This is a genomic window from Delftia sp. WSY_16, from assembly GCF_043104415.1.
In the GTDB taxonomy this organism is placed as follows: Bacteria; Pseudomonadota; Gammaproteobacteria; order Burkholderiales; family Burkholderiaceae_C; genus Comamonas; species Comamonas tsuruhatensis.
The window spans coordinates 584,594-608,359 of the sequence record NZ_JBICKS010000019.1 but is presented as its reverse complement, the minus strand read 5'-3'; the positions used below and the strand labels follow the sequence as shown (position 1 = coordinate 608,359).

The following is a 23,766-nucleotide window of genomic DNA, read 5'->3' as shown; positions in this document are numbered from 1 at the left end:
CTTGCCAGCGGCAAGCACGCTGCCCCGATTCCCGCGAAGCCCCTGATCCATGAAAGCCTCCCAATTTTTCATCTCCACCCTCAAGGAAGCTCCGGCCGACGCCGAAGTGGTCAGCCACAAGCTCATGACGCGGGCCGGCCTGATCAAGAAGCTGGGTGCAGGCATCTACAACTACATGCCCATGGGGCTGCGCGTGATCCGCAAGGTCGAGGCCATCGTGCGCGAGGAAATGAACCGTGCCGGTGCCGTGGAGGTGACCATGCCCGTGGTCCAGCCTGCAGAGATGTGGGAGGAGACCGGCCGCTTCGAGAAGATGGGCCCCGAGCTGCTGCGCATCAAGGACCGCCATGGCCGCGACTTCGTGATCCAGCCCACCAGCGAAGAGGTGGTGACGGACATTGCGCGCCAGGAGCTCAAGAGCTACAAGCAGCTGCCCAAGAATTTCTACCAGATCCAGACCAAGTTCCGCGACGAGCGCCGCCCGCGCTTTGGCCTGATGCGTGGCCGCGAGTTCATCATGAAGGACGCCTATTCCTTCGACAAGGACCGTGATGCGGCCCAGGTCAGCTACCAGACCATGCGCGCGGCCTACAAGCGCATCTTCGACCGCTTCGGCCTGCAGTACCGTGCCGTGCGTGCAGACAGCGGTGCCATCGGCGGCGATCTGAGCGAGGAATTCCAGGTCATCGCTTCCACGGGCGAGGACGCCATCGTCTACTGCCCAAGCAGCGACTATGCCGCCAATATCGAAAAGGCCGAGGCCCTGGCGCCTGCGGGCCCCCGTCCCGCTGCGGCCCAGGCGATGACCAAGGTGGCGACGCCCGGCAACAGCACCTGCGAATCTGTCGCAGCCCAGCTGGGCCTGCCGCTGTCGCAGACGGTGAAGTCCCTGGTGCTGGCCACCGACAAGCTCGACGACAAGGGCGAGGTCGCAGGCAGCCAGATCTGGCTGCTGCTGCTGCGCGGTGATCATGAAATGAACGAGATCAAGGTGGCCAAGGTGCCGGGCCTGGACGTGGGCTTCCGCTTTGCCACTGTGGCCGAGATCGAGGAGCACTTCGGCTGCCAGCCCGGCTATCTGGGGCCCATCGGCCTGAAGAAGCCCGTGAAGCTGGTCGTGGACCGCGAGGTGGCCGTGATGGCCGACTGGGTTTGCGGCGCGAACGAGGCCGACTTCCACATCACCGGCGTGAACTTCGGCCGCGACCTGCCCGAGCCTGATGTGGTGGCCGACCTGCGCAACGTGGTGGCTGGCGACAAGTCGCCCGATGGTGCGGGCGAGCTGGCCATCGAGCGTGGCATCGAAGTGGGCCATGTGTTCTATCTGGGTACCAAGTACTCCCAGGCCATGAACGCCACCTTCCTGGCCGAGAACGGCAAGCCCTCGCTGTTTGAAATGGGCTGCTACGGCATTGGCGTGACGCGCCTGCCCGCTGCAGCCATCGAGCAGAACCATGACGAGCGCGGCATCATCTGGCCCGACGCGATTGCGCCCTTCACCGTGGTGGTCTGTCCCATCGGCATGGACCGCAGCGAACCCGTGAAGGAAGCTGCCGAGAAGCTGCATGCCGAGCTGCTGGCACTGGGTGTGGACGTGATCCTGGACGATCGTGGCGAACGTCCGGGCGCCATGTTTGCCGACTGGGAGCTGATTGGCGTGCCGCACCGCGTGGTGCTGTCCGACCGGGGCCTCAAGGAAGGACAGCTCGAGTACCAGCATCGCCGCGACACGGAAGCGACCAAGCTGGCCGCCGCCGATGTGCTGGGCCATCTCAAGCAAAGGCTGGGCCTGTGAGCCAGGCGCCCGTGGTGACGCGACGCGATTGCCTGCGCCTGGCGGCTTCGCTGGGCTCGGCACCGCTGCTCGGCGGGCTGGCCGCGCCCGCCTGGGCCGGTGGCCAGCTGGAGGAGCCGCTGGCCGATTCGGTGCGCACTGCGCTGAGTTCCGCCGTCACTGGATCGGCGCCGCCCGAGCTGCGCTTTGCCTCCACCGAGGCCCGGCTGGACTACCTTCGCTGGCTCACGGCCAGCAGCGAGCGCCTGCGTTCGCGCAAGCCGGAGCTGGCGACGAGGCTGGAGTTCCTGCAAACCGTCTGGTACGAGTCCAAGCGTGCCGGCCTGGAAGTCTCTCTGGTGATGGGGCTGGTGCAGGTGGAGAGCGCGTTCCGCAAGTTCGCCATCTCCAGCGTGGGTGCACGCGGCTACATGCAGATCATGCCGTTCTGGATGCGGCTGATCGGCGATGGAGACATCGGCAAGCTGTTTCACATGCAGACCAATCTGCGCTTTGGCTGCGTGATCCTGCGCCACTATCTGGACCGCGAAAAAGGCGATGCCTACATGGCGCTGGGCCGCTACAACGGCAGCCGGGGACAGCCCCAGTACCCGAATGCGGTGTTCGCTGCGCAGCGGCGCTGGGAGATAGAGCCCTCGCGCTCGGCTTGAGGGCCGCGAAGCGCCGCCGAGCGGCTGCGCGGCTGCTGTTCTGCGTTGCCCGTCAGGACGACGTCTCCGACGACATGCTGGATACCTTGGCCACGGCCGCTGCCGTGTCGCCGGCGTTGGGCGGCGCGGCCGGGCTGCTGGCGGACATGCGCGTGACCAGCACCTGGTCGATGCGGTAGCTGTCCACGTCCATGACCTCGAAACGGTAGCCGTCCCATTGCACGGTGTCGGTGCGCCTGGGAATGCGGCGCAGCATCACCATGAGGAAGCCGCCCAGGGTCTCGTAGTCCTCGGCGTGGGGCAGCTCGTCGAGTTCCAGGGCCTGCATCACATCCTCGACCGGCGTGACGCCGTCGATCAGCCAAGAGTTCTCGTCGCGGCGCAGGATCTGCTCCTCGTCGCCCGGGCTGACCAGGCCGCCCATCACCGTGCTCATCACGTCATTGAGCGTGACCACGCCGACCACCAGGCTGTATTCGTTGACGATGACGGCAAAGTCCTCATGCACCTGGCGAAACTGCTCCAGCACCTCGGCCAGCGTCAGGCGGTCCGGCACGACCAGCACCTTGTGGACCAGGGAGTCGTCCATGAGCGACAGGGGCTGGTTGTTCAGCGCGCGCTGGAAAAGGTCCTTGGCATCGACATAGCCGACGATGTGGTCGATGTCGCCATCGCAGACGGGGTAGGTGGAAAAAGGTTCTTCGGCAATGCGGACCCGGATCAGTTCGTCGGGGTCGTCACGGTGGAAGTAGGCGATGCGGTCGCGCTGCGTCATGGCCGAGCCGATGGTGCGCGAGTCCAGCTCGAACAGGTTGGCGATCACCTGCTGCTCCTTCGCGGCCAGCACGCCGGCGCGCGCGCCAGCTTCGGTCATGGCCAGGATGTCTTCGTGCGTGATGCGGTCGTCGCGCACCGTGGGCAGGCCTAAGAGCTTGGCAACGGCGTCCGCCAGGTGGTTGAAGCACCAGACCAGGGGCTTGAGCACGGCCATGCACCAGAGCATGGGGCGCAGCACGCGGATGGCCAGGGCTTCGGGCTCGGCCATGCTCAGGCGCTTGGGCAGCAGGTCGGCAAAGAGGATGAACAGCGAGGTGACGGTGGCGAACGAGAGCAGAAAGCCCACGGTCTGTGCCCGGCTCTCGGGCAGCCAGAGCATGAGCAATTCGGCCAGATAGGGCGTCAATGCCCCTTCGCCCACCACGCCGCCCAGGATGGCGACGGCATTCAGCCCAATCTGCGTGACCGTGAAGTACTCGCCCGGCTGGGCCTGCATCTTCATGACCTGTTCGGCGCGTGGCTCCCCGTCCTCCGCCATCTGCCGAAGCCGCAGGCGCCGCGAGGCGGCCAGCGAGATCTCGGCCACGGAGAAGAAGGCACTGGTCAGTATCAGTGCGACGATCAACAGCAGACTTTGGGACAGACTCATAGGCAAGGCGGAGAAGCGGGCGCAGGCGCGGTTTTCCGGATGTGAAAGATGTGTCCATTCGACCACACATCACATGCCCCTGGCCTTGTGGCATGCCCGGGCAGTGCGCTGGCAGTCCGGCACGGGCGAAAAAAAGCCACCCGAAGGTGGCTTGATTCTGCGCAGCAGCGGGCGCAGGCGGGTTGCTGCGCGCGAGTCGCAAGCCTGCGAACTCAGGCCTTGGGTGCCAGCAGCTGCTGCAACTCGCCGGATTCGTACATCTCCATCATGATGTCCGAGCCGCCGATGAACTCGCCCTGCACGTAGAGCTGGGGGATCGTGGGCCAGTTGCTGTAGTCCTTGATGCCCTGGCGGATTTCCTGGTCCTCGAGCACGTTGACGGTGGAGATGTCCTTGGTCTCCACGCCGCAGGCCTTGAGAATCTGGATGGCGCGGCCCGAGAAACCGCACATGGGAAAGCTGGCGCTGCCCTTCATGAACAGCAGGATGTTGTTGCTTTTGACCAGTTGGTCGATGCGTTGCTGGGTGTCGCTCATCTGTGTGGTGCTCCGGGGTCGTGGTGGGCGCCGCAGGCGCGGCGGCATGGATGGGATTATTTCACTCTCGGCGCGGACTTTGAAAGCATGCGGGAATGCTGCGCCCGGACCCGAGCTCAGGCTTGCGCTGTCCATTGCCCGCCCGTGCAGCGGGCGATGCCGCCCAGGTCGTGGCGGTGTTGCACGCTCTCAAAGCCGGCGCTGCGCAGCAGGGTGGCCACGGCATCGGCCTGGTCCCAGCCATGCTCGAGCAGCATCCAGCCGCCGCTGGCCAGCAGCGCAGGCGCCTGCGCGACGATGGCGCGGATGTCGGACAGGCCATCGGCGCCGCTGGCCAGAGCCGACAGCGGCTCATGCTCCAACGCCAGCAAGTGCGGATCGTCGTCGCGGATATAGGGCGGATTGCTGACGATGAGGTTGAACGGCGCCTGGCCTGCCAGCGGCTCCAGCCAGCTGCCATGCGCAAACCGCACGCCCAGCTGCAGGCGCGTGGCATTGGCGCTGGCCACGGCCAGCGCGTCGGCACTGGCATCCACGGCCCACACGGTGGCGCCGGGACGCTGGCTCTGCAGGGCCAGGGCAATCGCTCCGCTGCCGGTGCCCAGATCCGCCACACGGCATGCGGGGCCGCTCGGGGCCTGGGCGGGTATCAGCTCCAGCGCCCAGTCCACCAGGGTTTCGGTATCGGGGCGAGGGTCGAGCACGCGTGCGTCCACGGCCAGATCCAGCCCGTAGAACTCCTTGTGGCCCACCAGGTAGGCGACGGGCTCCCCGCTCAGTCGGCGTGTGCACAGCGCGGCATAGACGCCGGCCTGGGGCGCGGTCAGCGCGTCCCCGTCGTGGGTGAGCAGCCAGGCGCGGCCGCCGGCCTGGCGTCCGAGCACATGCAGCAGCAGCATTTGCGCGTCGATGCGCGCAAGCCCCTGGGCCTGGGAGTGCTGCAGAGCCTCTTTGATGGTGGGTAGGTTGGCCATGGCCCGCGCCTCAGCTGTTGACCTGCAGCTCGGCCAGCAGTTCGGCCTCGCGTGCGGCCTGCAGCGCGTCGAGCACGTCGCCCAGGTCGCCTTCCATCACGGCCAGCAGCTTGTAGATGGTGAGGTTGATGCGGTGGTCGGTGAGCCGGCCCTGGGGGAAGTTGTAGGTGCGGATGCGGTCGCTGCGGTCGCCGCTGCCGATCAGGCCCTTGCGCAGCGCGGCCTCCTTGGCCTCGCGCTCGCTGCGCTCTTTTTCCTGCAGGCGCGCCTGCAGCACCTGCAGGGCCTTGGCCTTGTTGCTGTGCTGGCTGCGGCCGTCCTGGCACTCGGCGACGATGCCCGTGGGCAGGTGGACCACGCGCACGGCCGAGTCGGTCTTGTTGATGTGCTGGCCTCCGGCGCCGCTGGCACGGAAGGTGTCGATGCGCAGGTCGGCCGGGTTGAGCGTGATGGCCTGGGTTTCGTCGGGCTCGGGCATGACGGCCACGGTGCAGGCACTGGTGTGGATGCGGCCCTGGGTCTCGGTGGCAGGCACGCGCTGCACGCGGTGGCCGCCGGATTCGAAGCGCAGGCGGCCATAGACGTCGGTGCCTTCCACGCGCAGCACCACTTCCTTGTAGCCGCCCAGCTCGCTTTCGTTGGCGCTCATGATCTCGACCTTCCAGCCCACGGCGTCGCAGTGGCGCGTGTACATGCGGGCCAGGTCGCCTGCGAACAGGGCAGATTCATCGCCACCCGTGCCCGCGCGGATTTCCAGGTAGGCGTTGCGCGCGTCGTCGGGGTCCTTGGGCAGGAGCAGGCGCTGCAGTTCATCTTCCAGCTGCACCAGCTCGATCTCTGCGCCGGAGATTTCCTCGCGCGCCATTTCCTCCATGTCGGGATCGTCCAGCATGTCCCTGGCAGAGGCCAGATCGGCCTCGCGCTGGCGGTAGCGTGCATAGCGGCCGGCAATGGCCGTCACATCGGCATGCTCGCGCGAGATGGCGCGGTACTGCTTCATGTCGCCCATGATGTCTTCGCGCGAGAGCAGGAAGTCGAGTTCTTCAAGGCGCTGGGCGTAGCGCTCCAGTTGTTGGCGCAGAAAGTCTTGCATGGTGTGAGGCGATGGTGCGAAGGGCTGCGCGGGGCAGCGCTGCGGCGGGGGAACGAGGTGGCCGGAAGTGGGCCGAGGCGCCAGAGACCCGCGGGCGCGCGGCTCTCTGAAGGGAGGCGAGCGCCGCTAGAGCGCCTTGTCGGGAGTCGTGCCGCGCGGACCGCCTGGCGCGGAGCGCAGGAACAGGCGCGAGACCGTGTCCATGGTCTGGGTGCGCTGGTCGGCGTCACCCTTGTGCAGCTCGGCCAGGGTGCCGTGCAGCATTTTCTGCGTGAGGCCGCGCGACAGGGCCTCCAGCACGGTGTCTATGTCCTCGCCCTTGGCCAGCAGCTTCTTGGCCCGTGCAATCTCCAGCGCACGCCATTCATCGGTCTGGGTGTTGAGCTGGCGGATCAGCGGCACCACACCGGCCTGCGGGCGGCGCTGGTCCAGCCAGTGCATGAAGCTTTGCACGCCGTGGTCGATGATGACTTCTGCCTGCTCGACCGCTGCCTGGCGCTGGGCCTGGCCCGTGCGCACCACGGTGGCCAGATCGTCCACGGTGTAGAGGTAGACGTCGCGCAGGTCCTTGACCTCGGATTCGATATCGCGCGGCACGGCCAGATCGACCATGAACATGGGGCGGTGCTTGCGCTTCTTGAGCGCGCTTTCCACGGCGCCCAGGCCGATGATGGGCAGGCTGGAGGCCGTGCAACTGATCACGGCATCGTATTCATGCAGATGCTCGGGCAAGTCGGCCAGCCGCATGGTGCCGGCGCCAAACTGGGCGGCCAGCTTCTCGCCGCGCTCCAGCGTGCGGTTGGCGATCATGATCTGCTTGGGGTGGCGGGCCGCGAAATGGGTGGAGACCAGCTCGATCATCTCGCCCGCGCCCACGAACAGCACGCGGATCTGGGAGAGGTCTTCGAACAGCTGGCCGGCCAGCCGCACGGCGGCAGCGGCCATGCTGATGCTGTGGGCACCGATTTCGGTGGAGCTGCGCACTTCCTTGGCCACCGCGAAGCTGCGCTGGAACAGCTGGTTCAGCGTGCTGCCCAGGGCGCCTGCGTTCTCTGCGGCGCGCACGGCATTCTTCATCTGGCCCAGGATCTGGGCCTCGCCCAGCACCATGGAATCGAGCCCGCTGGCCACGCGGAAGGCATGGCGCGCCACATGGCCGTCTTCCAGCAGATAGGAGTGCGAGCGCAGCAGTTCGGACGAGATGCCGCCGCTGTTGGCCAGCCAGTGCAGCGTGTGGTCCATGGCCGGCATTTCGGCCGCGCAGTAGATCTCGGTACGGTTGCAGGTGGAGAGAATGGCGGTCTCGACGGCGCTGTGCTGGCGGCCGGGGCCGGTCAGCGATTCGCGCAGGCCCTGCAGCGTGGGCACGATCTGGTCGAGCGCGAACGCGAAACGTCCCCGCATATCGAGCGGAGCCGTGTGGTGGTTGATGCCGAGTGCCCAGACTGCCATAACCCGGGATTATAAAATTTCGCGCAGTTTCAGGCATCCCTGATCACAACACCCTGGAATCGGAGCCCGCAGATGGGATGGATTGCGAGTACGAATCATTGGCTGAACTTCCTGGCGCCTGCACTTTTCCTGTCGCCGGCCCTGATGTTGTGCGCGCTTTTGATCTATGGGAAATCGCAGCAATCCATGGCCTGGTGGTCACAGGTTGCTATCAATTTCATTGTTGGTGCACTGGTGCTGCTGGCGGGGCTGTGGTGGTTCGGGCGCGATGCAAAGATGGCCACCTATGCTGCGCTGGTCGTGGTGATGGCGCTTTGCCAGTGGGTGTTTTCACGCGGCTGGCGCTGATGGCTGACAGCAAAGATTGATGCAGATCAACGGAAGAGGGCGTTTCTCCTGGCGATCAAGGGACTGAGACTGCGGCTGGAGGCACGGCGCCCGGCGCGGCCTGCTCCAGCAGCCATTCGCGGAACTGCGCAAAGGCTTCGGAAGGTGCCCGCGTGGCGGGACGGCACAGAAAGTAGCCGCGTTCGATGTGGACGGGCGCAGGCAAGGCAAGGGCCACGCGGCCGGCGGCCAGGTCTTCCTCGACCAGGCAGCGCTGCACCAGGGCCACGCCCATGCCGGCGGCCACGGCCTGTACCAGCAGGGCCACCAGCTCGAAATCGGCTGCCGGTGCGGGGCAGGGTCCGGGCAGGTTCAGATGGGACATCCAGCGGGCCCAGTTGCCCGGATAGTTGGTGTGGAACAGCAGCGGGCGTGCTAGCACGTCCCGGGGGCTGCGGATGGGCCGCGGGCCCTGCAGTTCTCTCGGATGGCAGATGGGCACCAGATCGCGGCCCACCACATAGTCGGCCACCACATGGGCGGGCCAGGGCTCGCTGCCCACGCGCAGCCAGCCGTCTATCTCGGCGGCCGACAGCGGATCGTCGCGCCGATAGGGCGCGAACGACAGGGCGATGCCCGGATGCAGGGCGTTGAAGTGCGGCAGGCGCGGAATCAGCCAATGGCTGAACAGCGTGGGCACCACCGACAGGCGCAGTTGCGGGCCGAAGTGGCGCCTGCGTGCGGCCGCGGATGCCGATTCGATGGCGTGTACGGCGGGCTCCACGGCCTGCAGATATTCGCGGCCGGCTTCGGTCAGCACGCTGCGCCGGCCCTGGCGCTCGAACAGCGCAAAGCCCAAGTGCTCTTCCAGCCGGGCGATGGCGCGGCTGATGCCGCCCTGGGTGACATACAGCTCCCGGGCCGCCAGCGAATAGCTGCCCAGGCGCGCCGCCGCCGCGAAGGCGTGCAGCTCGGAAAGCGAGGGGGAGTGCATGCGCATGACGGGCGCAATTATGACGGTTGGTCATGGTTGCTTGCCGTCTTGTCTCTTTTCGCGGATGCGGCGGCTGTCCAGAATCAGCGCCTGTCCCGCAGAGCCCGTGCTTTGCCGCCACCCCCAACCAAGATAGGAAACATCCCATGGCAATGCGCCGCACCCTGTTGTCCAGCCTGGCCGCCTGCGCCGCCACCGCTCTTCTGGCTCCCGCCGCCTGGGCCCAGGGCCCGGCGGCCGACTATCCCAGCCGTCCGATCCGCCTGGTCGTGCCGTTCGGAGCCGGTGGCTCCACCGACATGGTGGCGCGCCTGCTGGCCGAGAAGATGAGCGTGATCCTCGGCAAGTCCGTGGTGGTGGACAACCGCGGCGGGGCCGGCGGCTCCATCGGCGCTTCCGAAATCGCGCGTGCCGCGCCGGACGGCTACACCATCGGCATGGCCACGGTGAGCACGCACGGCTCCAACCCGGCGATCTTCCGCAAGCTGCCCTATGACCCGATCAAGGACTTCGCGCCCATCACCAATGTGATGTCGGTGCCCAGCGTATTCGTGGTCAACGCCAGCGTGCCCGCCAAGACCATGAAGGAGTTCATCGCCCTGGCCAAGGCCAACCCGGGCAAGTACAGCTTTGCCTCGCCGGGCACGGGTTCGCTGGGCCACGCCAATATCGAGAACTTCATGAACCTGGCGGGCATCGACCTGCTGCACATCCCCTACAAGGGCGCGGGCCAGGCCATCACCGATGCGCTGGGCGGCCAGGTCAACGCCATGACGGACAACCTGCCCTCCACGCTGCCCCACATCAAGGACGGCAAGCTGCGCCCGCTGGCCGTGCTGGCCTTCAAGCGCGCCGACGTGCTGCCCGACGTGCCCACGTACACCGAGCTGGGCTTTGCGCAGATGGGCGATGGCGGCTGGTTCGGCCTGGTTGCGCCGGCCGGCACGCCGCGCCCCATCATCGACAAGCTCAATGCCGCCGCGCACAAGGCCATGGCCATGCCTGACTACCTGGAAAAGCAAAAATCCATCTCGGGCGAATCCATGGGCAACACGCCCGAGGAATTCGCCAAGCAGATCAAGGCCGCCATCGAGCGCTACACGGCCGTGGCCAAGCGCGCCAACATCAAGCTCGACTGATGGACCGCATGGCACAGTCGGATTTCCTGCGCCCCCGGCCGGACACCCCGGTCGTGGTGCATCCCGCAATGGGCGAGGCGCTGCCCATCGTCTGCGACTCGCCGCACAGCGGCACCTCCTATCCCGAGGATTTCGGCCATGCCGTGCCCATGTCCCTGCTGCGCCGTGGCGAGGACACGCATGTGGCCGCGCTCTGGGACCGGTGGCCCGCGCATGGCGCGACGCTGATCGAGGCCACCTTTCCGCGCACCTACATCGACCCCAACCGCAGCGAGGCCGACCTGGACCCGGCCCAGATCGACGGCCAGTGGCCCGTGCCCCTGGCGCCCAGCGTCAAGACGCGCCAGGGCCTGGGCCTGATCTGGCAGCGCATCAGCCGCGACGGCGTGGCAACGCCGCTGTATGACCGTCCGCGCACGGTGGCCGAGGTGGAGCACCGCATCGCGCGCTACTGGCGCCCCTACCATGCGGCGCTGGCGCAGGCCATCGATGGCAGCGTGCAGCGCTTTGGCGGCGTCTGGCACCTGAACCTGCACTCCATGCCCAACGATGTCTACAAGCGCCTGGGCCGTACCGACGCGCCGCCGCTGGCCGACTTCGTGCTGGGCGACCGCGATGGCACGACCTGCGCGCCCGAGTTCATCCAGCTGGTGGGCGAGACGCTGGCGGGCTTTGGCTATAGCGTGGCCTACAACGAGCCCTACAAGGGCGTGGAGCTGATCGGGCGCATAGGCCAGCCGCACCTGGGCCGGCACAGCCTGCAGATCGAGATCCGCCGCCCGGTCTACATGGACGAGGACACGCGCGAGCCCAATGCGGGATTCGAGCCGCTGCGCGGCCATCTGCGTGAGCTGATGGCCGTGGTCGCGGCGCATGTGCGATCGGAAATGGCAAGGCGCGGCTAGCCCGGGCTGGCCGGATCACCGGGCATGGTCGGCGTGCCCGGCGTACCTGTCACCACGGGTGCCGCCACTGAGGTGGTGGCCGGTGGCGACAGGTACAGGCCTGCACCCTTGAGCGAGGCCAGGATGCTGAACAGCACATCGCTGCGCACGCCACCCGCATTGCGCGGATTGCCGACGTAGCCGATGGCCAGAAAGGTCAGCGTGCCGTTGGCAATGCCTTCTAGCTGCACCAAAGGCTCGGGCGTGTCCAGGATGCCTTCATGCGCGCGAAAGGCTTCCAGGATCAGGGTGCGCATGCGCTCGGCATCGGTGTCCAGCGGTGCGGGAAGGCGCAGCAGCACCCGCCCGGGCGCGCCGGCCAGCGTCATGTTGCGCACGGTCTTGGTGATGAATTCCGAGTTGGGCACGATGACGGTGGAGCGGTCGCCCAGCTGGATCTCGGTCGCGCGCACGTTGACGCGGCGCACGTCGCCCTCGGTATCGCCCAGCACCACCCAGTCGCCCACCTTGACGGGCCGCTCGGCCAGCAGGATCAGGCCCGAGATGAAGTTCTGCACGATGGCCTGCAGGCCGAAACCAATGCCCACCGACAGCGCACTGGCCACCCAGGCGATGCGCTCCACGCTGATGCCCAGCCCCGCCAGCGCCACGGCCACCACGAAGATGCCGCCCACATAGCCCAGCAGCGTGGTGATGGAGCTGCGCATGCCAGGCTCCAGCGAGGTGTTGGGAAAGTAGCGGTCCGTCAGCCAGCGCTTGATCACGCGGATCACGATCAGGCCGGTGACGATCACCGCAAACGCGGTGAACAGGGCCTGGGGCGCCATGGTGAAGTCGCCCACCTTGAGGCTGTGATTGACCGTGCTGCCACGGCGGAACACCTCGTCGGGCCCCGTGCCCAGCGGGGCCAGCAGGGCGATCACCATGTAGAACAGCAGGGCCACGCGCAGCAGGCCCGAGACCAGGACCGAGGCCTGGTCCAGCAGCCGCCCCTCGATGCCCAGGCCCTGGTTCAGCCGGGTGCCGAAGCTGCCCTTGGACGACAGAAGGGCCTCGCACAGATCGTCGCCGAGCTGGAACAGCAGGTAGGTGGTGGCAAAGACCACGCCGGTCCACACCATCTGGCGTGCCAGCGTGCCGGCCAGCGCCACATAGCCGGTCACGGCCAGCGCAATGGTGGCAATGCTGGCCACCGCCGCGCAGGCCACCAGCAGGCCCACCCACAAGGGCCGGGGCGGTGCGGGCTCTGCCTGGGCACCGTCTTCCTGCGCCACTGGCGCCGGCGCGCGCAGATGCCGCAGGGCCAGCATGACCACGGCCGAAATCAGCAGGGCCGACAGGGCGTGCACCGTGACCTCGGCGGCCAGGCTGGCGCCGATGATGGCGTTGACTTCGGTCACCAGGCCGTTGAGCGCGGCTCCGGCGGCAATCCACCAGGGATAGGGGCTGAGCCGCTCGGCCAGCTCGTCCGACACGCCGGGCAGGCGCCAGGAACTGCGCCTGCGCGACAGCAGGGTCTGGCCCAGCGACACCACGAAGGCGCCGAACAGCGTGACCTGCACACTGGCCTTGGCCAGCGCGTCCAGCGATTCGCTGAAGCCATCGCCGGCCTTGAGCACGCTCCAGGCCAGTTGCGCTGCCAGGCCGATCAGCAGCGTGTTGATCAGCACGGTGGCCGCTGCGCGCAACGAGCGGCGCAGGCGGCCGCTGGGCAGGCGCGCGGGCGCGGCACGCACCAGCAGACGCTCGGCCAGCCAGGGGCCGAGCAGGGCGATCAGCAAGGCGGCGGCCAGGCTGGCGATAAAGCCACCCCGGCGATCGGAGGCCAAGGTAGAGCTCACCGATTGGCGCAGCTCGCGCCCCAGCCCCTGCAGGCGCGCCGCGTCCAGGGGCGCGGCGGTGCTCAGATTGCGCCAGAAGGGGCGGCCCAGCGGTGAATCGGTGCGGGCCGTCAGCGCGGCCTGGAATTGCTCGCGGCGCTGGCGTATCAGCTCGTTGCCGCGCTGGTCGGCATCGACCGACACCAGCCGCGCGAGTTTGAGTTCGGAATCCACGGCACTGCGTTGCTTGGCCAGGCTGGCGCGCTGCTCGGCCACATCGGGCGCATCGGCGGGGGCGCCTTTTTCGGGTGCCGGTCCCAGGCCGGCCAGGCGCGAATCGATATCGGCCAGTTCCTCGGTGCGGCGGGCCGCCACCTGGTCGGCTGCCGTGCCAATGGCTGCAGCCTCGTCCAGCAGCTTGCGGCCGTCATCGTCCTCGGCCAGCTTGCGGGGAATGGCGTCCAGCTGCTTGCGCAGATCGTCTACGCTGGGCAGGGCGGGCCGGCCGTCTTCTGCGGTCGCGCCCGCGGCTGTGGCGCCGTCCTGGGCCTGGGCCGGGCCGGGTGCAGACAGGAGCAGCATCGCCAGAGCCATCAGCCAGATGGCCAGGCATGGGCGAAGGGCCTGTGCCCACGTGGGGCGCTGCGGAAGAGGGCTGCAGGGCGGTGTCATGGACGCACATTGTGCGGCGGGCCGCTGCAGCGGTTGTTTCCAAAGGTCCGGCCCCGCCAGCCGGCAGCCGTCTCAGCGCGATGCGGGACTGAACATATCGACACGGTCGGTGATGACGCCGTCCGTGCCCAGGTCGATCAGGCGCTGTGCGGCCCATTCGTCGTTGACCGTGTAGCTGCTGCAGCGCAGGCCCGCGCCATGCACCTTGGCGACCAGGGCTGCATCCCACAGCGCGTGGTTGAGCACCATGGCTGCGCAGCCCAATTCCAGCGCGGTGCGCAGGTCGGCGTCGCCCGTGGCGTCTGCCAGCCTGTCCACCAGCAGGCCGCGCGGAATGTGGGGCGCCGTGTCGCGTGCGCCCTTGAGGGCATCGATCTTGAACGAGGTGAACAGCGGCGGGACCCGGTCCTGGGGCCAGATGCGGTTCATCAGCTCGCCCGTGGCGCGGCCCGTGGCCTCTTCCTGGCCCGGCGTCGGCTTGATCTCCACATTCAGGAAAAAGTGGTTGGCCAGGCACCAGCGCGCCAGGGCTTCCAGCGTGGGCAGGGCCTCGCCCGCATATGCGCGCGAGTGCCAGCTGCCGGCGTCGAGCTGGGCGATCTCGCCCATGGACAGGTCGCCACCCGTGCCGTGGCCGTTGGTGGTGCGCTCCAGCGTGGCGTCGTGCATCAGGAACAGCACGCCGTCGGCAGACAGCTTGGCATCGCACTCGAACATGCGATAGCCGTGCGCGGCGCCCAGGCGGAAGGCGGCCATGGTGTTTTCGGGCGCCAGCTTGCCGGCGCCACGGTGGGCCACCCACAGGGGGTAGGGCCAGGATTTCAGGTTCTCGGTCATGGCGAGTCCGTCAAAAGAAGGGAGCTTGGATGGAAAAAGAGAGCCTCTGGGGCTCTCTTGGAAAAGGTCGGAGAGCCGGCCTTCAGGGGATCAGATCCGCTTGCCGCTTTCTGCGTCGAACCAGTGCAGGCGACGCTCTTCGGAAGGACGCACGCGCATGGTCTCGCCGGACTTGGGGAAGGGCGCGCCTTCGTCGATGCGTACCGTCATCGTCTCGCCATTGAGCGAACCATAGACCAGGCGCTCGGCGCCCAGCATTTCCACGGTGTCCACCTTGATTTCCCAGCCGCCTTCGTTGACGACGACCAGGTGCTCGGGGCGGATGCCCAGGATGCGGCCGGCCGTGCCGCCGGGCGCGTTCTTGAGCAGGTTCATCGGGGGCGAGCCGATGAAGCTGGCCACGAAGGTGGAGGCAGGCGTATGGTAGACCTCTTCGGGCGTGCCGAACTGCTCCATCACGCCGCCGTTCATGACGATCATGCGCTGGGCCAGGGTCATGGCCTCGACCTGGTCGTGGGTCACGAACAGGCTGGTGATGCCCAGCTCGGCGTGCAGCTTCTGGATCTCGATGCGGGTCTGGCCGCGCAGCTTGGCGTCCAGGTTGGACAGCGGCTCGTCGAACAGGAAGACCTTGGGCTGGCGCACGATGGCACGGCCCATGGCCACGCGCTGGCGCTGGCCACCCGACAGCTGGCGCGGCTTGCGGTCCAGCAGGTGCGACAGCTCCAGGATCTTGGCGGCCTTGTCCACGCGGCGCTTGATCTCCTCGGGCGGCACCTTGGCGATCTTCAGGCCGTAGGCCATGTTCTCGTAGTTCGACATATGCGGGTACAGCGCATAGTTCTGGAACACCATGGCGATGTCGCGCTTGGCCGGTTCCACGTCGTTGACGACCTTGTCGCCGATCAGCAGTTGGCCGTCGGAGATCTCTTCCAGGCCCGCCACCATGCGCAGCAGGGTGGACTTGCCGCAGCCCGAAGGGCCGACGATGACGACGAACTCGCCGTCCTGGATTTCGGCGTTGACGCCGTGCAGTACCTGGTTGGCCGACGGGCCGTGGCCGTAGCGCTTGATCAGGTTGCGAAAGGAAATGGATGCCATACGAAGATTCTGGTTGAGTCGCAGAGCGAAGGGCGCTGGCGCTTGCTCTGCGGGGTTCTATACGGTGGGTGGGGGCGGTGGACGGCTTACTTTTCGGTGTCCACCAGGCCCTTGACGAACCAGCGCTGCATCAGGATCACCACGGCAGCGGGCGGCAGCATGGCCAGCAGGGCCGTCGCCATCACCACGTTCCAGTCGTTGCCGGTATCGCCGCTGGCCACCATGCGCTTGATGCCGATGACCACGGGGTACATGTCTTCCGAGGTGGTCACGAGCAGCGGCCACAGGTACTGGTTCCAGCCGTAGATGAACTGGATCACGAACAGCGCCGCGATCGAGGTCTTGGACAGCGGCACCAGCACATCCTTGAAGAAGCGCATGGGGCCGGCGCCATCGATGCGGGCGGCCTCCACCAGCTCGTCCGGCACCGTCAGGAAGAACTGGCGGAACAGGAAGGTGGCCGTGGCCGAGGCGATCAGCGGAATCGTCAGGCCGGCGTAGCTGTTGAGCATGCCCAGCGTGGAGACGACTTCGTAGGTGGGACCGATGCGCACTTCCACGGGCAGCATCAGGGTCACGAAGATCAGCCAGAAGCAGATCTTCTTGAACGGGAAGCGGAAGTACACCAGTGCGAAGGCCGACAGCAGCGAGATCGCGATCTTGCCCACGGTAATCACCATGGCCGAGACGAAGCTGATCCACATCATGCGTGCCACGGGCGCGCTGGAGCCAGGGCCCGAGCCGCCGAACAGCGCGGCCTTGTAGGTTTCCCAGAAGTTGCTGCCGGGCACCAGGGGCATGGGCACCTGGATGATGTCCTGCGGCGTGTGCGTGGAGGCCACGAAGGCCAGGTACAGCGGAAAGCCGACGATCAACACGCCCAGCACCATGATCAGGTGCGAGAAAAAGGTCAGAAGAGGACTGCGTTCAACCATGATCAGTACTGCACTTTCTTCTCAACATAGCGGAACTGGATCACGGTGAGTGCAACCACGATCACCATCAGCACGACGGATTGGGCAGCCGAGCCGCTCATGTCCATGGCCTTGAAGCCATCGTGATAGACCTTGTAGACCAGGATGGAGGTGTCCTGGCCCGGACCGCCCTGGGTCGTGGCGTCCACGATGCCGAAGGTGTCGAAGAAGGCATAGACCACGTTCATCACCAGCAGGAAGAACGTGGTGGGCGACAGCAGCGGGAACTGGATGTCCCAGAAGCGGCGCATGGGGCCCGCGCCGTCGATGGCGGCGGCCTCGATCAGCGACTTGGGGATGGACTGCAGGCCCGCAAGGAAGAACAGGAAGTTGTAGGAGATCTGCTTCCAGATCGCGGCGATGACGATGAGCGTCATGGCGTTGCCGGAGTTCAGCAGGTGGTTCCAGTCATAGCCGATCATGCGCAGCGCATAGGCCACGACGCCGATGGACGGCGAGAACATGAACACCCACAGCACGCCTGCCACGGCGGGCGCCACCGCATAGGGCAGCAGCAAGGCGGTCTTGTAGGCGAGCGCACCCTTGATCACGCGGTCCGCAAAAATGGCCAGCATCAGCGACAGCGCGATGCCGAACACCGCCACCAGCAGGGAAAAGATGGCCGTGGTCTTGAACGAGGCCAGGTAGGCAGGGTCATCCAGCAGATGCTGGAAGTTGGCGAAGCCCACCCATTCGGTGGAAAAGCCAAACGTATCCTGCGCCTGGAAAGACTGCACGATGGCCTGGCCTGCGGGCCAGAAAAAGAAGACCAGCACGATGACCATCTGTGGTGCTATCAGCAGCCACGGCAGCCAGGCGGATCGAAAAAGAACGCGTTTTTCCATGACGGAACTCGGTAGAACAAAACAGCCCGCAAACCGGATGGCCGTGGGGCCGCCGGTTGCGGGCCTGTGATGCACGGTGCGGGCTGCCTGCGCAGCGGCCACGCCGCAGATCACATGGGAGGATTACTTGTTGGCCCGGGCGAAGCGGCCCAGTTGCTCGTTGCCACGGGTGACAGCGGTGTCCAGTGCCTGCTGGGGAGTCTTCTTGCCGGTCCAGATCTGTTCGGTTTCCTCATCGATGATGGTGCGGATCTGAACGAAGTTGCCCAGGCGGATGCCGCGCGACTTGTCGGTGGTCTTGCGGATCATCTGCGTCACGGCGGTGTCGGTGCCGGGATGCTTTTCGTAGAAGCCCGAAGCCTCGGTCAGCTTGTACGCAGCGGTGGTCACGGGCAGGTAGCCGGTGCGCTGGTGGCTGGCGGCCTGGATCTTGGTGTTGTTCAGGAAGTTGAAGAAGTCAGCCACGCCCTTGTAGCGTTCGGCGCTCTTGCCAGCCATCACCCACAGGGAAGCACCGCCGATGGCCGTGTTCTGGGGGGCGCCCTTCACATCGGCGTAGTAGGGCAGCTGCGACTGGCCGAAGGCGAACTTGCCTTCCTTGACCACGCGGGCGTACAGGCCGGAGGAGCCCGTGATCATCGCGCACTCGCCGGAAGCGAAGGCGGCGTCGGGCACGTTGCCGCGGCCCTTGTAGACGAAGCTGCCGTCCTTGGCGGCCTTGGCCAGGTTCTCGAAGTGCTTGACGTGCAGCGGCGAGTTGAACACCAGCTTGGCATCGGTGCCGTCAAAGCCGTTGTTCTTGGTCGCGTACAGGGTGTTGTGCCACAGCGAGAAGCTCTCCAGCTGGGTCCAGCTCATCCAGCTCGTGGTCAGTGCGCAGCGGTGACCCGAGGCCTTGAGCTTTTCAGCGGCGGCGAACACTTCGGGCCAGGTCTTGGGCGGCTTGTTCTCGTCCAGGCCCGCCTTCTTGAAGGCGTCCTTGTTGTAGTAGAAGATGGTGGTCGAGCTGTTGAGCGGGTAGCTCATCATCTGGCCGTTGGGGGCGGTGTAGTAGCCGGCCACGGCGGAGATGTACTCGCCCTGGTCGAACTTGAAGCCGCCGTCGTTCATGACCTTGGTGACCGGAACCACGGCACCCTTGGAGGCCATCATGGTGGCCGTGCCCACTTCGAAGACCTGCAGGATGTCAGGTGCATTGCCGGCGCGGAACGCGGCGATGGCAGCTGTCATGGACTCGTCATACTGGCCCTTGTAGGTCGGCACGATCTTGTACTGGGTCTGGCTGGCGTTGTACTCCTTGGCCAGGTCGTTCACCCAGTCGCCCAGGGCCGCGCTCATCGAGTGCCACCACTGGATTTCGGTTTGGGCTTGTGCCGAGATGGTGGTGGCCGCGATCGCGGCCGCCATGGCCAGTTGCTTCAGTTGCATGAGGACTCCTCTAGTTCGGTGACGGTTTCAGACCGCTGCCACGGTAAGGCAGGGGCATGACATGTCTGTGTCATTGTTTTCGGATGCTTCTTACCGCACTACAGGCCAAACCCGGTGAGCCGCTGGTCCCGTATGTCAGTCGTGTGACAAAAAATGACACGCGAAGCGGCGCTATTTTAGGTCAATACCATTTCGTTTCAAAAGCACGGGTTGTTCGTATTGGCTCGTTTGTGCTCTTTCTGTATAAGGCCGGTTCGCCGGGGCGTGTTTGCCCCGTGGTGTTGGCGAGGGCTGGCGTCTCACGGCAAGACGGCGAGCCGCCCAGAGCCCCGTAGGAAGCGGGCCTTCGAGGGGCTCGCTTAAAATTGCGCTCCCACTTGGCTTAGCGGCGCCCCTAGAGCGCCAGACACGGTCTACCCCCATGAATGTACCGATTGCGTTGGCGGCCCTGCAGGCACAGGCAGCCGAACCTGCACGTCTGCGAGAGATTCCCTACAACTACACCTCGTTTTCCGATCGCGAGATCGTGATCCGCCTGCTGGGTACTTCCATGTGGGATGTGCTCAACCAGCTGCGCCAGGAGCGGCGCACGGGCCGCTCCGCCCGCATGCTCTACGAGGTGCTGGGGGACATCTGGGTCGTCCAGCGCAATCCCTACCTGCAGGACGACCTGCTGCACAGCCCCGATCGCCGCAAGGCGCTGGTGGAAGCCCTGGAGCACCGCCTGGGCGAGATCGACAAGCGCCGTGCTCCGCAGCAGGACCCCGTGCGCGATGCGCTGGTGGGCCAGCTGGTGGATGCGGCGCGCCGCGCCGTGCATGAGTTCAACGCCACCTTCGTCGAGGCCGAGCAACTGCGCCGCCGGGTGCAAAAGAGCCTGGGCCGCCACACGGCCAAGGACAACATCAAGTTCGACGGCCTGTCGCGCGTGGCCCATGTGACGGACGCCACCGACTGGCGCGTCGAGTATCCCTTCGTCGTGCTCACCCCCGATACCGAAGCCGAGATGGCCGCCCTGGTGCGTGCCTGCATCGAGCTGCGCCTGACCATCATTCCGCGCGGCGGCGGCACGGGCTACACGGGCGGCGCGATCCCGCTGACCTGGCGCAGCGTGGTGATCAACACCGAAAAGCTCGAGGCCATGACGGAGGTGGAGATGCGCCGCATCCCCGGCGTGGACCACGAGGTGCCCACCATCTTCACCGAGGCCGGAGTGGTCACGCAGCGCGTGGCCGATGCGGCCGAGCGCGCGGGCTTCGTCTTCGCCGTGGACCCCACATCGGCCGAGGCCTCGTGCATCGGCGGCAACGTCGCCATGAATGCGGGCGGCAAGAAGGCCGTGCTCTGGGGCACGGCGCTGGACAACCTGGTGTCCTGGCGCATGGTCACGCCCGATGCGCAGTGGCTGGAAGTCACGCGCGTGGGCCACAACCTCGGCAAGATCCATGACGCCGAGATGGCCAGCTTCGAGCTGCAGTACTTCGAGGCCGACGGCAAGACCCCCATCCGCAGCGAGCGGCTGGACATTCCCGGCCAGAAATTCCGCAAGGAAGGCCTGGGCAAGGACGTGACCGACAAGTTCCTGTCGGGCCTGCCCGGCATCCAGAAGGAAGGCTGCGACGGCCTGATCACCAGCGCGCGCTGGGTGGTGCACCGCATGCCCGAGCACACGCGCACGGTCTGCATGGAGTTCTTCGGCAACGCCAAGGACGCCGTGCCCAGCATCGTCGAGATCAAGGACTTCATGTTCGCCGAGCAAAAGCGCTCGGGCGTGCTGCTGGCCGGCCTGGAGCACCTGGACGACCGCTACCTGAAGGCCGTGGGCTACGCCACCAAGAGCAAGAAGGGCAACGGCCATCTGCCCAAGATGGTGCTGCTGGGCGACATTGCCGGCGACAACGCCGACGATGTGGCCCGCGTGGCCGCCGAGGTGGTGCGCATCGCCAACTCGCGCAACGGTGAGGGCTTCACCGCCGTCAGCGCCGAGGCGCGCAAGAAATTCTGGCTGGACCGCAAGCGCACGGCCGCCATCTCGCGCCACACCAACGCCTTCAAGATCAACGAAGACGTGGTGATCCCGCTGCCCCGCATGTGGGAGTACACGGACGGCATCGAGCGCATCAACATCGAGCTGTCGCTGCGCAACAAGCTCAAGCTGTGCGACGCGTTGACGGACTTCTTCCAGCACGGCGACCTGCCCCTGGGCAAGCAGGACGATGCGGGCGACATCCCTTCGGCCGAACTGCTGGAGGACCGCGTGCAGCAGGCCCTGGCCCTGGTGGCCGACGTGCGCACGCTGTGGCAGGGCTGGCTGGACAACGTGGAAAACCTCTTCCAGCAACTGCAGGATCACACGCTGCGCGCGAGCTGGAAGACCCAGCTGAAGGCGCCCATGGCCCAGATCTTCGCGGGCGCGGCCTTCCAGCCGCTGCTGGCCGAAGTCAACGCCATTCACCAGCGCGTGCTCAAGGGCCGTGTCTGGGTGGCGCTGCACATGCACGCCGGCGACGGCAACGTGCACACCAACATTCCGGTCAACAGCGACGACTACGAGATGCTGCAGACCGCCCATGAGGCCGTGGCGCGCATCATGGTGCTGGCCCGCCATCTGGACGGCGTGATCTCGGGCGAGCACGGCATCGGCATCACCAAGCTGGAATTCCTCAGCGACGACGAACTGGCGCCCTTTGCCGCCTACAAGCAGCGCGTGGACCCCGAAGGCCGCTTCAACAAGGGCAAGCTGATCCGCAACGAGAAGCTGCAGGCCGTGGTGGGCCAGAGCCATGATGGCCGCTCGCCGCGCGAATCGCTGATGTTCGCCGACCTGACCAACGCCTACACGCCCAGCTTCGGCCTGATGGGGCACGAGTCGCTGATCATGCAGCAAAGCGACATCGGCGCCATTGCCGACTCGGTCAAGGACTGCCTGCGCTGCGGCAAGTGCAAGCCCGTGTGCGCCACCCATGTGCCGCGCGCCAACCTGCTGTACAGCCCGCGCAACAAGATCCTGGCGACCTCGCTGCTGGTCGAAGCCTTTCTGTACGAGGAGCAGACGCGCCGCGGCGTGTCGCTGCGCCACTGGCAGGAGTTCGAGGACGTGTCGGACCACTGCACGGTTTGCCACAAGTGCTTCAACCCCTGCCCGGTGAAGATCGACTTCGGCGACGTGACCATGAACATGCGCAATCTGCTGCGCAAGATGGACAAGAAGAGCTTCCGGCCCGGCAACAAGCTGGCCATGGCCATGCTCAACGCCACCAATCCGGACACCATCAAGTTCATGCGTTCGGCCATGGTCGGCGTGGGCTTCAAGGCCCAGCGCCTGGCCTCCGACGTGCTCCACAGCCTGGCCAGGAAGCAGACCCAGCATCCGCCGGCCTCGGTGGGGCGCGCGCCGCTCAAGGAGCAGGTGATCCACTTCGTCAACAAGAAGCTGCCGGGCGGCCTGCCCAACAAGACGGCGCGTGCCCTGCTGGACATCGAGGACAAGGACTACGTGCCCATCATCCGCAGCCCGCAGACCACGAACGCGGACACCGAGGCGGTGTTCTACTTCCCCGGCTGCGGCTCCGAGCGCCTGTTCAGCCAGGTGGGCCTGGCCACGCAGGCCATGCTCTGGCATGCCGGCGTGCAGACCGTGCTGCCACCGGGCTACCTGTGCTGCGGCTATCCCCAGCGCGGCAGCGGCCAGTTCGACAAGGCCGAGAAGATGATCACGGACAACCGCGTGCTCTTCCACCGCGTCGCCACCACGCTCAACTACCTGGACATCAAGACCGTGGTGGTCAGCTGCGGCACCTGCTACGACCAATTGCAGGGCTACGAGTTCGGCAAGATTTTCCCGGGCAGCCGCATCATCGACATCCACGAGTACCTGCTGGAAAAGGGCGTGACGCTGCAGGGCAAGGAGGGCTACCTCTACCACGACCCCTGCCACTCGCCCATGAAGCTGCAGGACCCCATGAAGACCGTCAAGGCCCTGGTCGGCGACGGCGTGGTCAAGAGCGAGCGCTGCTGCGGCGAATCGGGCACGCTGGGCGTCACGCGCCCCGACATCTCCACGCAGATCCGCTTCCGCAAGGAAGAGGAACTCAAGAAGGGCGAGGCCGCGCTGCGCGCCAGCGGCGCCCTGGCCGAGAAGGACAACGTGAAGATCCTCACCAGCTGCCCCAGCTGCCTGCAGGGCCTGTCGCGCTACGGCGGCGACATGAACAACGGCCTGCTGGAGGCCGACTACATCGTGGTCGAGATGGCGCGCCAGATCCTGGGCGAGAACTGGATGGCCGAATATGTTCAGCGCGCCAACGCCGGCGGCATCGAACGGGTTCTGGTCTGATGGCTGCTTCCGCTTCCTGCCTCCTGTGCGCCACAGAAGGCGGCCTGCCCGTCTGGCGCGGCCGGCGCCTGCGAGTGATCCGCGCCCAGGAAGAGGGCTTCCCGGCCTTCTACCGCGTGGTCTGGAATGCGCATGTGGCCGAGTTCTCCGACCTGGATGCCGCCGACCGCCAGCACTGCATGGATGCCGTGGTCGTGGTCGAGCGCGTCTTGCGTGAGCGCCTTGCGCCGGCCAAGATCAACCTGGCGGCGCTGGGCAACATGGTGCCGCACCTGCACTGGCATGTGGTTGCGCGCTTCGAATGGGACAGCCATTTCCCGGGCTCGGTCTGGGCTGCTGCCCAGCGCCCGCGCAATGGCGAGCGCGAGGCCGAGGTGGCAGCGCGCTTGCCAGCCATTGACACGGCGCTGTCGCAGGCACTCGATGCCTGGCAGCAGCACCCCGCCACTGAATGAGGAGCAC

19 protein-coding genes are annotated in these 23,766 nt (G+C 66.4%); 7 read left to right on the top strand and 12 right to left on the bottom strand.

Annotated elements, in window-relative coordinates:
* Positions 1 to 49 precede the first annotated feature (49 nt).
* Both ACF8O7_RS12160 and ACF8O7_RS12155 read left to right on the top strand, forming a co-directional pair.
* The gene (locus ACF8O7_RS12160) at positions 50 to 1,795 is read left to right on the top strand and encodes a proline--tRNA ligase (RefSeq protein WP_034364041.1); all 1,746 of its coding nucleotides are present in this window, start codon (positions 50 to 52) and stop codon (positions 1,793 to 1,795) included.
* Positions 1,792 to 2,445 carry a lytic transglycosylase domain-containing protein gene (locus ACF8O7_RS12155; RefSeq protein WP_016445654.1) on the top strand — a complete coding sequence of 218 codons (654 nt, stop codon included), beginning with the start codon at positions 1,792 to 1,794 and terminating at the stop codon, positions 2,443 to 2,445. The genes ACF8O7_RS12160 and ACF8O7_RS12155 overlap by 4 nt, the downstream gene beginning before the upstream one ends.
* Positions 2,446 to 2,497: 52 nt before the next feature.
* Here the strand turns inward: ACF8O7_RS12155 and ACF8O7_RS12150 are convergent, their stop codons facing one another.
* The 5 genes from ACF8O7_RS12150 to hemA all read right to left on the bottom strand — a co-directional run bounded on the left by ACF8O7_RS12150 (position 2,498) and on the right by hemA (position 7,926).
* Positions 2,498 to 3,871, bottom strand: a complete 1,374-nt coding sequence (locus tag ACF8O7_RS12150; protein ID WP_392443415.1) for a hemolysin family protein — start codon at positions 3,869 to 3,871, stop codon at positions 2,498 to 2,500.
* A gap of 212 nt (positions 3,872 to 4,083) precedes the next feature.
* Positions 4,084 to 4,407 (bottom strand): Grx4 family monothiol glutaredoxin, encoded by a 324-nt coding sequence (grxD, locus tag ACF8O7_RS12145; protein ID WP_012207276.1) that lies wholly within the window; start codon positions 4,405 to 4,407, stop codon positions 4,084 to 4,086.
* A gap of 116 nt (positions 4,408 to 4,523) precedes the next feature.
* A complete protein-coding gene (gene prmC / locus ACF8O7_RS12140) occupies positions 4,524 to 5,381 on the bottom strand; it encodes a peptide chain release factor N(5)-glutamine methyltransferase (RefSeq protein ID WP_154833623.1) in 858 nt (285 codons plus the stop codon).
* A 10-nt stretch (positions 5,382 to 5,391) separates the two neighbouring features.
* The gene (gene prfA / locus ACF8O7_RS12135; protein WP_016445657.1) at positions 5,392 to 6,474 is read right to left on the bottom strand and encodes a peptide chain release factor 1; all 1,083 of its coding nucleotides are present in this window, start codon (positions 6,472 to 6,474) and stop codon (positions 5,392 to 5,394) included.
* Positions 6,475 to 6,600: 126 nt separating this feature from the next.
* On the bottom strand, positions 6,601 to 7,926 hold the full coding sequence (gene hemA, locus ACF8O7_RS12130; protein ID WP_017405531.1) for a glutamyl-tRNA reductase: 1,326 nt from the start codon (positions 7,924 to 7,926) through the stop codon (positions 6,601 to 6,603).
* 72 nt (positions 7,927 to 7,998) lie between these two features.
* Here hemA and ACF8O7_RS12125 point away from each other — a divergent pair, with 72 nt between their 5' ends.
* Positions 7,999 to 8,274 carry a hypothetical protein gene (locus ACF8O7_RS12125; protein WP_016445659.1) on the top strand — a complete coding sequence of 92 codons (276 nt, stop codon included), beginning with the start codon at positions 7,999 to 8,001 and terminating at the stop codon, positions 8,272 to 8,274.
* A gap of 55 nt (positions 8,275 to 8,329) precedes the next feature.
* On the opposite strand, the gene ACF8O7_RS12120 is transcribed toward ACF8O7_RS12125, so the two are convergent.
* Positions 8,330 to 9,253, bottom strand: coding sequence for a LysR substrate-binding domain-containing protein (locus tag ACF8O7_RS12120; RefSeq protein ID WP_133072239.1), 924 nt, complete (start codon positions 9,251 to 9,253; stop codon positions 8,330 to 8,332).
* A gap of 140 nt (positions 9,254 to 9,393) precedes the next feature.
* Between ACF8O7_RS12120 and ACF8O7_RS12115 the strand changes: the two genes are divergently transcribed.
* Both ACF8O7_RS12115 and ACF8O7_RS12110 read left to right on the top strand, forming a co-directional pair.
* Positions 9,394 to 10,386, top strand: coding sequence for a tripartite tricarboxylate transporter substrate binding protein BugE (locus tag ACF8O7_RS12115; RefSeq protein ID WP_016445661.1), 993 nt, complete (start codon positions 9,394 to 9,396; stop codon positions 10,384 to 10,386).
* Positions 10,386 to 11,291: an N-formylglutamate amidohydrolase gene (locus tag ACF8O7_RS12110; RefSeq protein ID WP_133072238.1), complete on the top strand. Its 906-nt coding sequence runs from the start codon at positions 10,386 to 10,388 to the stop codon at positions 11,289 to 11,291. The genes ACF8O7_RS12115 and ACF8O7_RS12110 overlap by 1 nt, the downstream gene beginning before the upstream one ends.
* Here ACF8O7_RS12110 and ACF8O7_RS12105 read toward each other — a convergent pair.
* The 6 genes from ACF8O7_RS12105 to ugpB all read right to left on the bottom strand — a co-directional run bounded on the left by ACF8O7_RS12105 (position 11,288) and on the right by ugpB (position 18,968).
* Positions 11,288 to 13,705, bottom strand: a complete 2,418-nt coding sequence (locus ACF8O7_RS12105; RefSeq protein ID WP_392443413.1) for a DUF3772 domain-containing protein — start codon at positions 13,703 to 13,705, stop codon at positions 11,288 to 11,290. The genes ACF8O7_RS12110 and ACF8O7_RS12105 overlap by 4 nt on opposite strands.
* A 150-nt stretch (positions 13,706 to 13,855) precedes the next feature.
* Positions 13,856 to 14,620, bottom strand: coding sequence for a glycerophosphodiester phosphodiesterase (gene ugpQ / locus ACF8O7_RS12100; protein WP_392443411.1), 765 nt, complete (start codon positions 14,618 to 14,620; stop codon positions 13,856 to 13,858).
* 90 nt (positions 14,621 to 14,710) lie between these two features.
* A complete protein-coding gene (ugpC, locus tag ACF8O7_RS12095) occupies positions 14,711 to 15,721 on the bottom strand; it encodes a sn-glycerol-3-phosphate ABC transporter ATP-binding protein UgpC (RefSeq protein ID WP_016445665.1) in 1,011 nt (336 codons plus the stop codon).
* An 86-nt stretch (positions 15,722 to 15,807) separates the two neighbouring features.
* Complete coding sequence (gene ugpE / locus ACF8O7_RS12090) at positions 15,808 to 16,656, bottom strand: sn-glycerol-3-phosphate ABC transporter permease UgpE (RefSeq protein WP_016445666.1); 849 nt, start codon at positions 16,654 to 16,656, stop codon at positions 15,808 to 15,810.
* Positions 16,657 to 16,658: 2 nt separating this feature from the next.
* The gene (ugpA, locus tag ACF8O7_RS12085) at positions 16,659 to 17,540 is read right to left on the bottom strand and encodes a sn-glycerol-3-phosphate ABC transporter permease UgpA (RefSeq protein ID WP_016445667.1); all 882 of its coding nucleotides are present in this window, start codon (positions 17,538 to 17,540) and stop codon (positions 16,659 to 16,661) included.
* Between the two features lie 123 nt (positions 17,541 to 17,663).
* Complete coding sequence (gene ugpB, locus ACF8O7_RS12080; protein ID WP_012207263.1) at positions 17,664 to 18,968, bottom strand: sn-glycerol-3-phosphate ABC transporter substrate-binding protein UgpB; 1,305 nt, start codon at positions 18,966 to 18,968, stop codon at positions 17,664 to 17,666.
* Between the two features lie 421 nt (positions 18,969 to 19,389).
* Between ugpB and ACF8O7_RS12075 the strand changes: the two genes are divergently transcribed.
* Both ACF8O7_RS12075 and ACF8O7_RS12070 read left to right on the top strand, forming a co-directional pair.
* Complete coding sequence (locus ACF8O7_RS12075; RefSeq protein ID WP_026062828.1) at positions 19,390 to 23,304, top strand: DUF3683 domain-containing protein; 3,915 nt, start codon at positions 19,390 to 19,392, stop codon at positions 23,302 to 23,304.
* A complete protein-coding gene (locus ACF8O7_RS12070; protein WP_126310896.1) occupies positions 23,304 to 23,759 on the top strand; it encodes an HIT family protein in 456 nt (151 codons plus the stop codon). Before ACF8O7_RS12075 ends, ACF8O7_RS12070 begins: the two co-directional genes overlap by 1 nt.
* Positions 23,760 to 23,766: the final 7 nt, after the last annotated feature.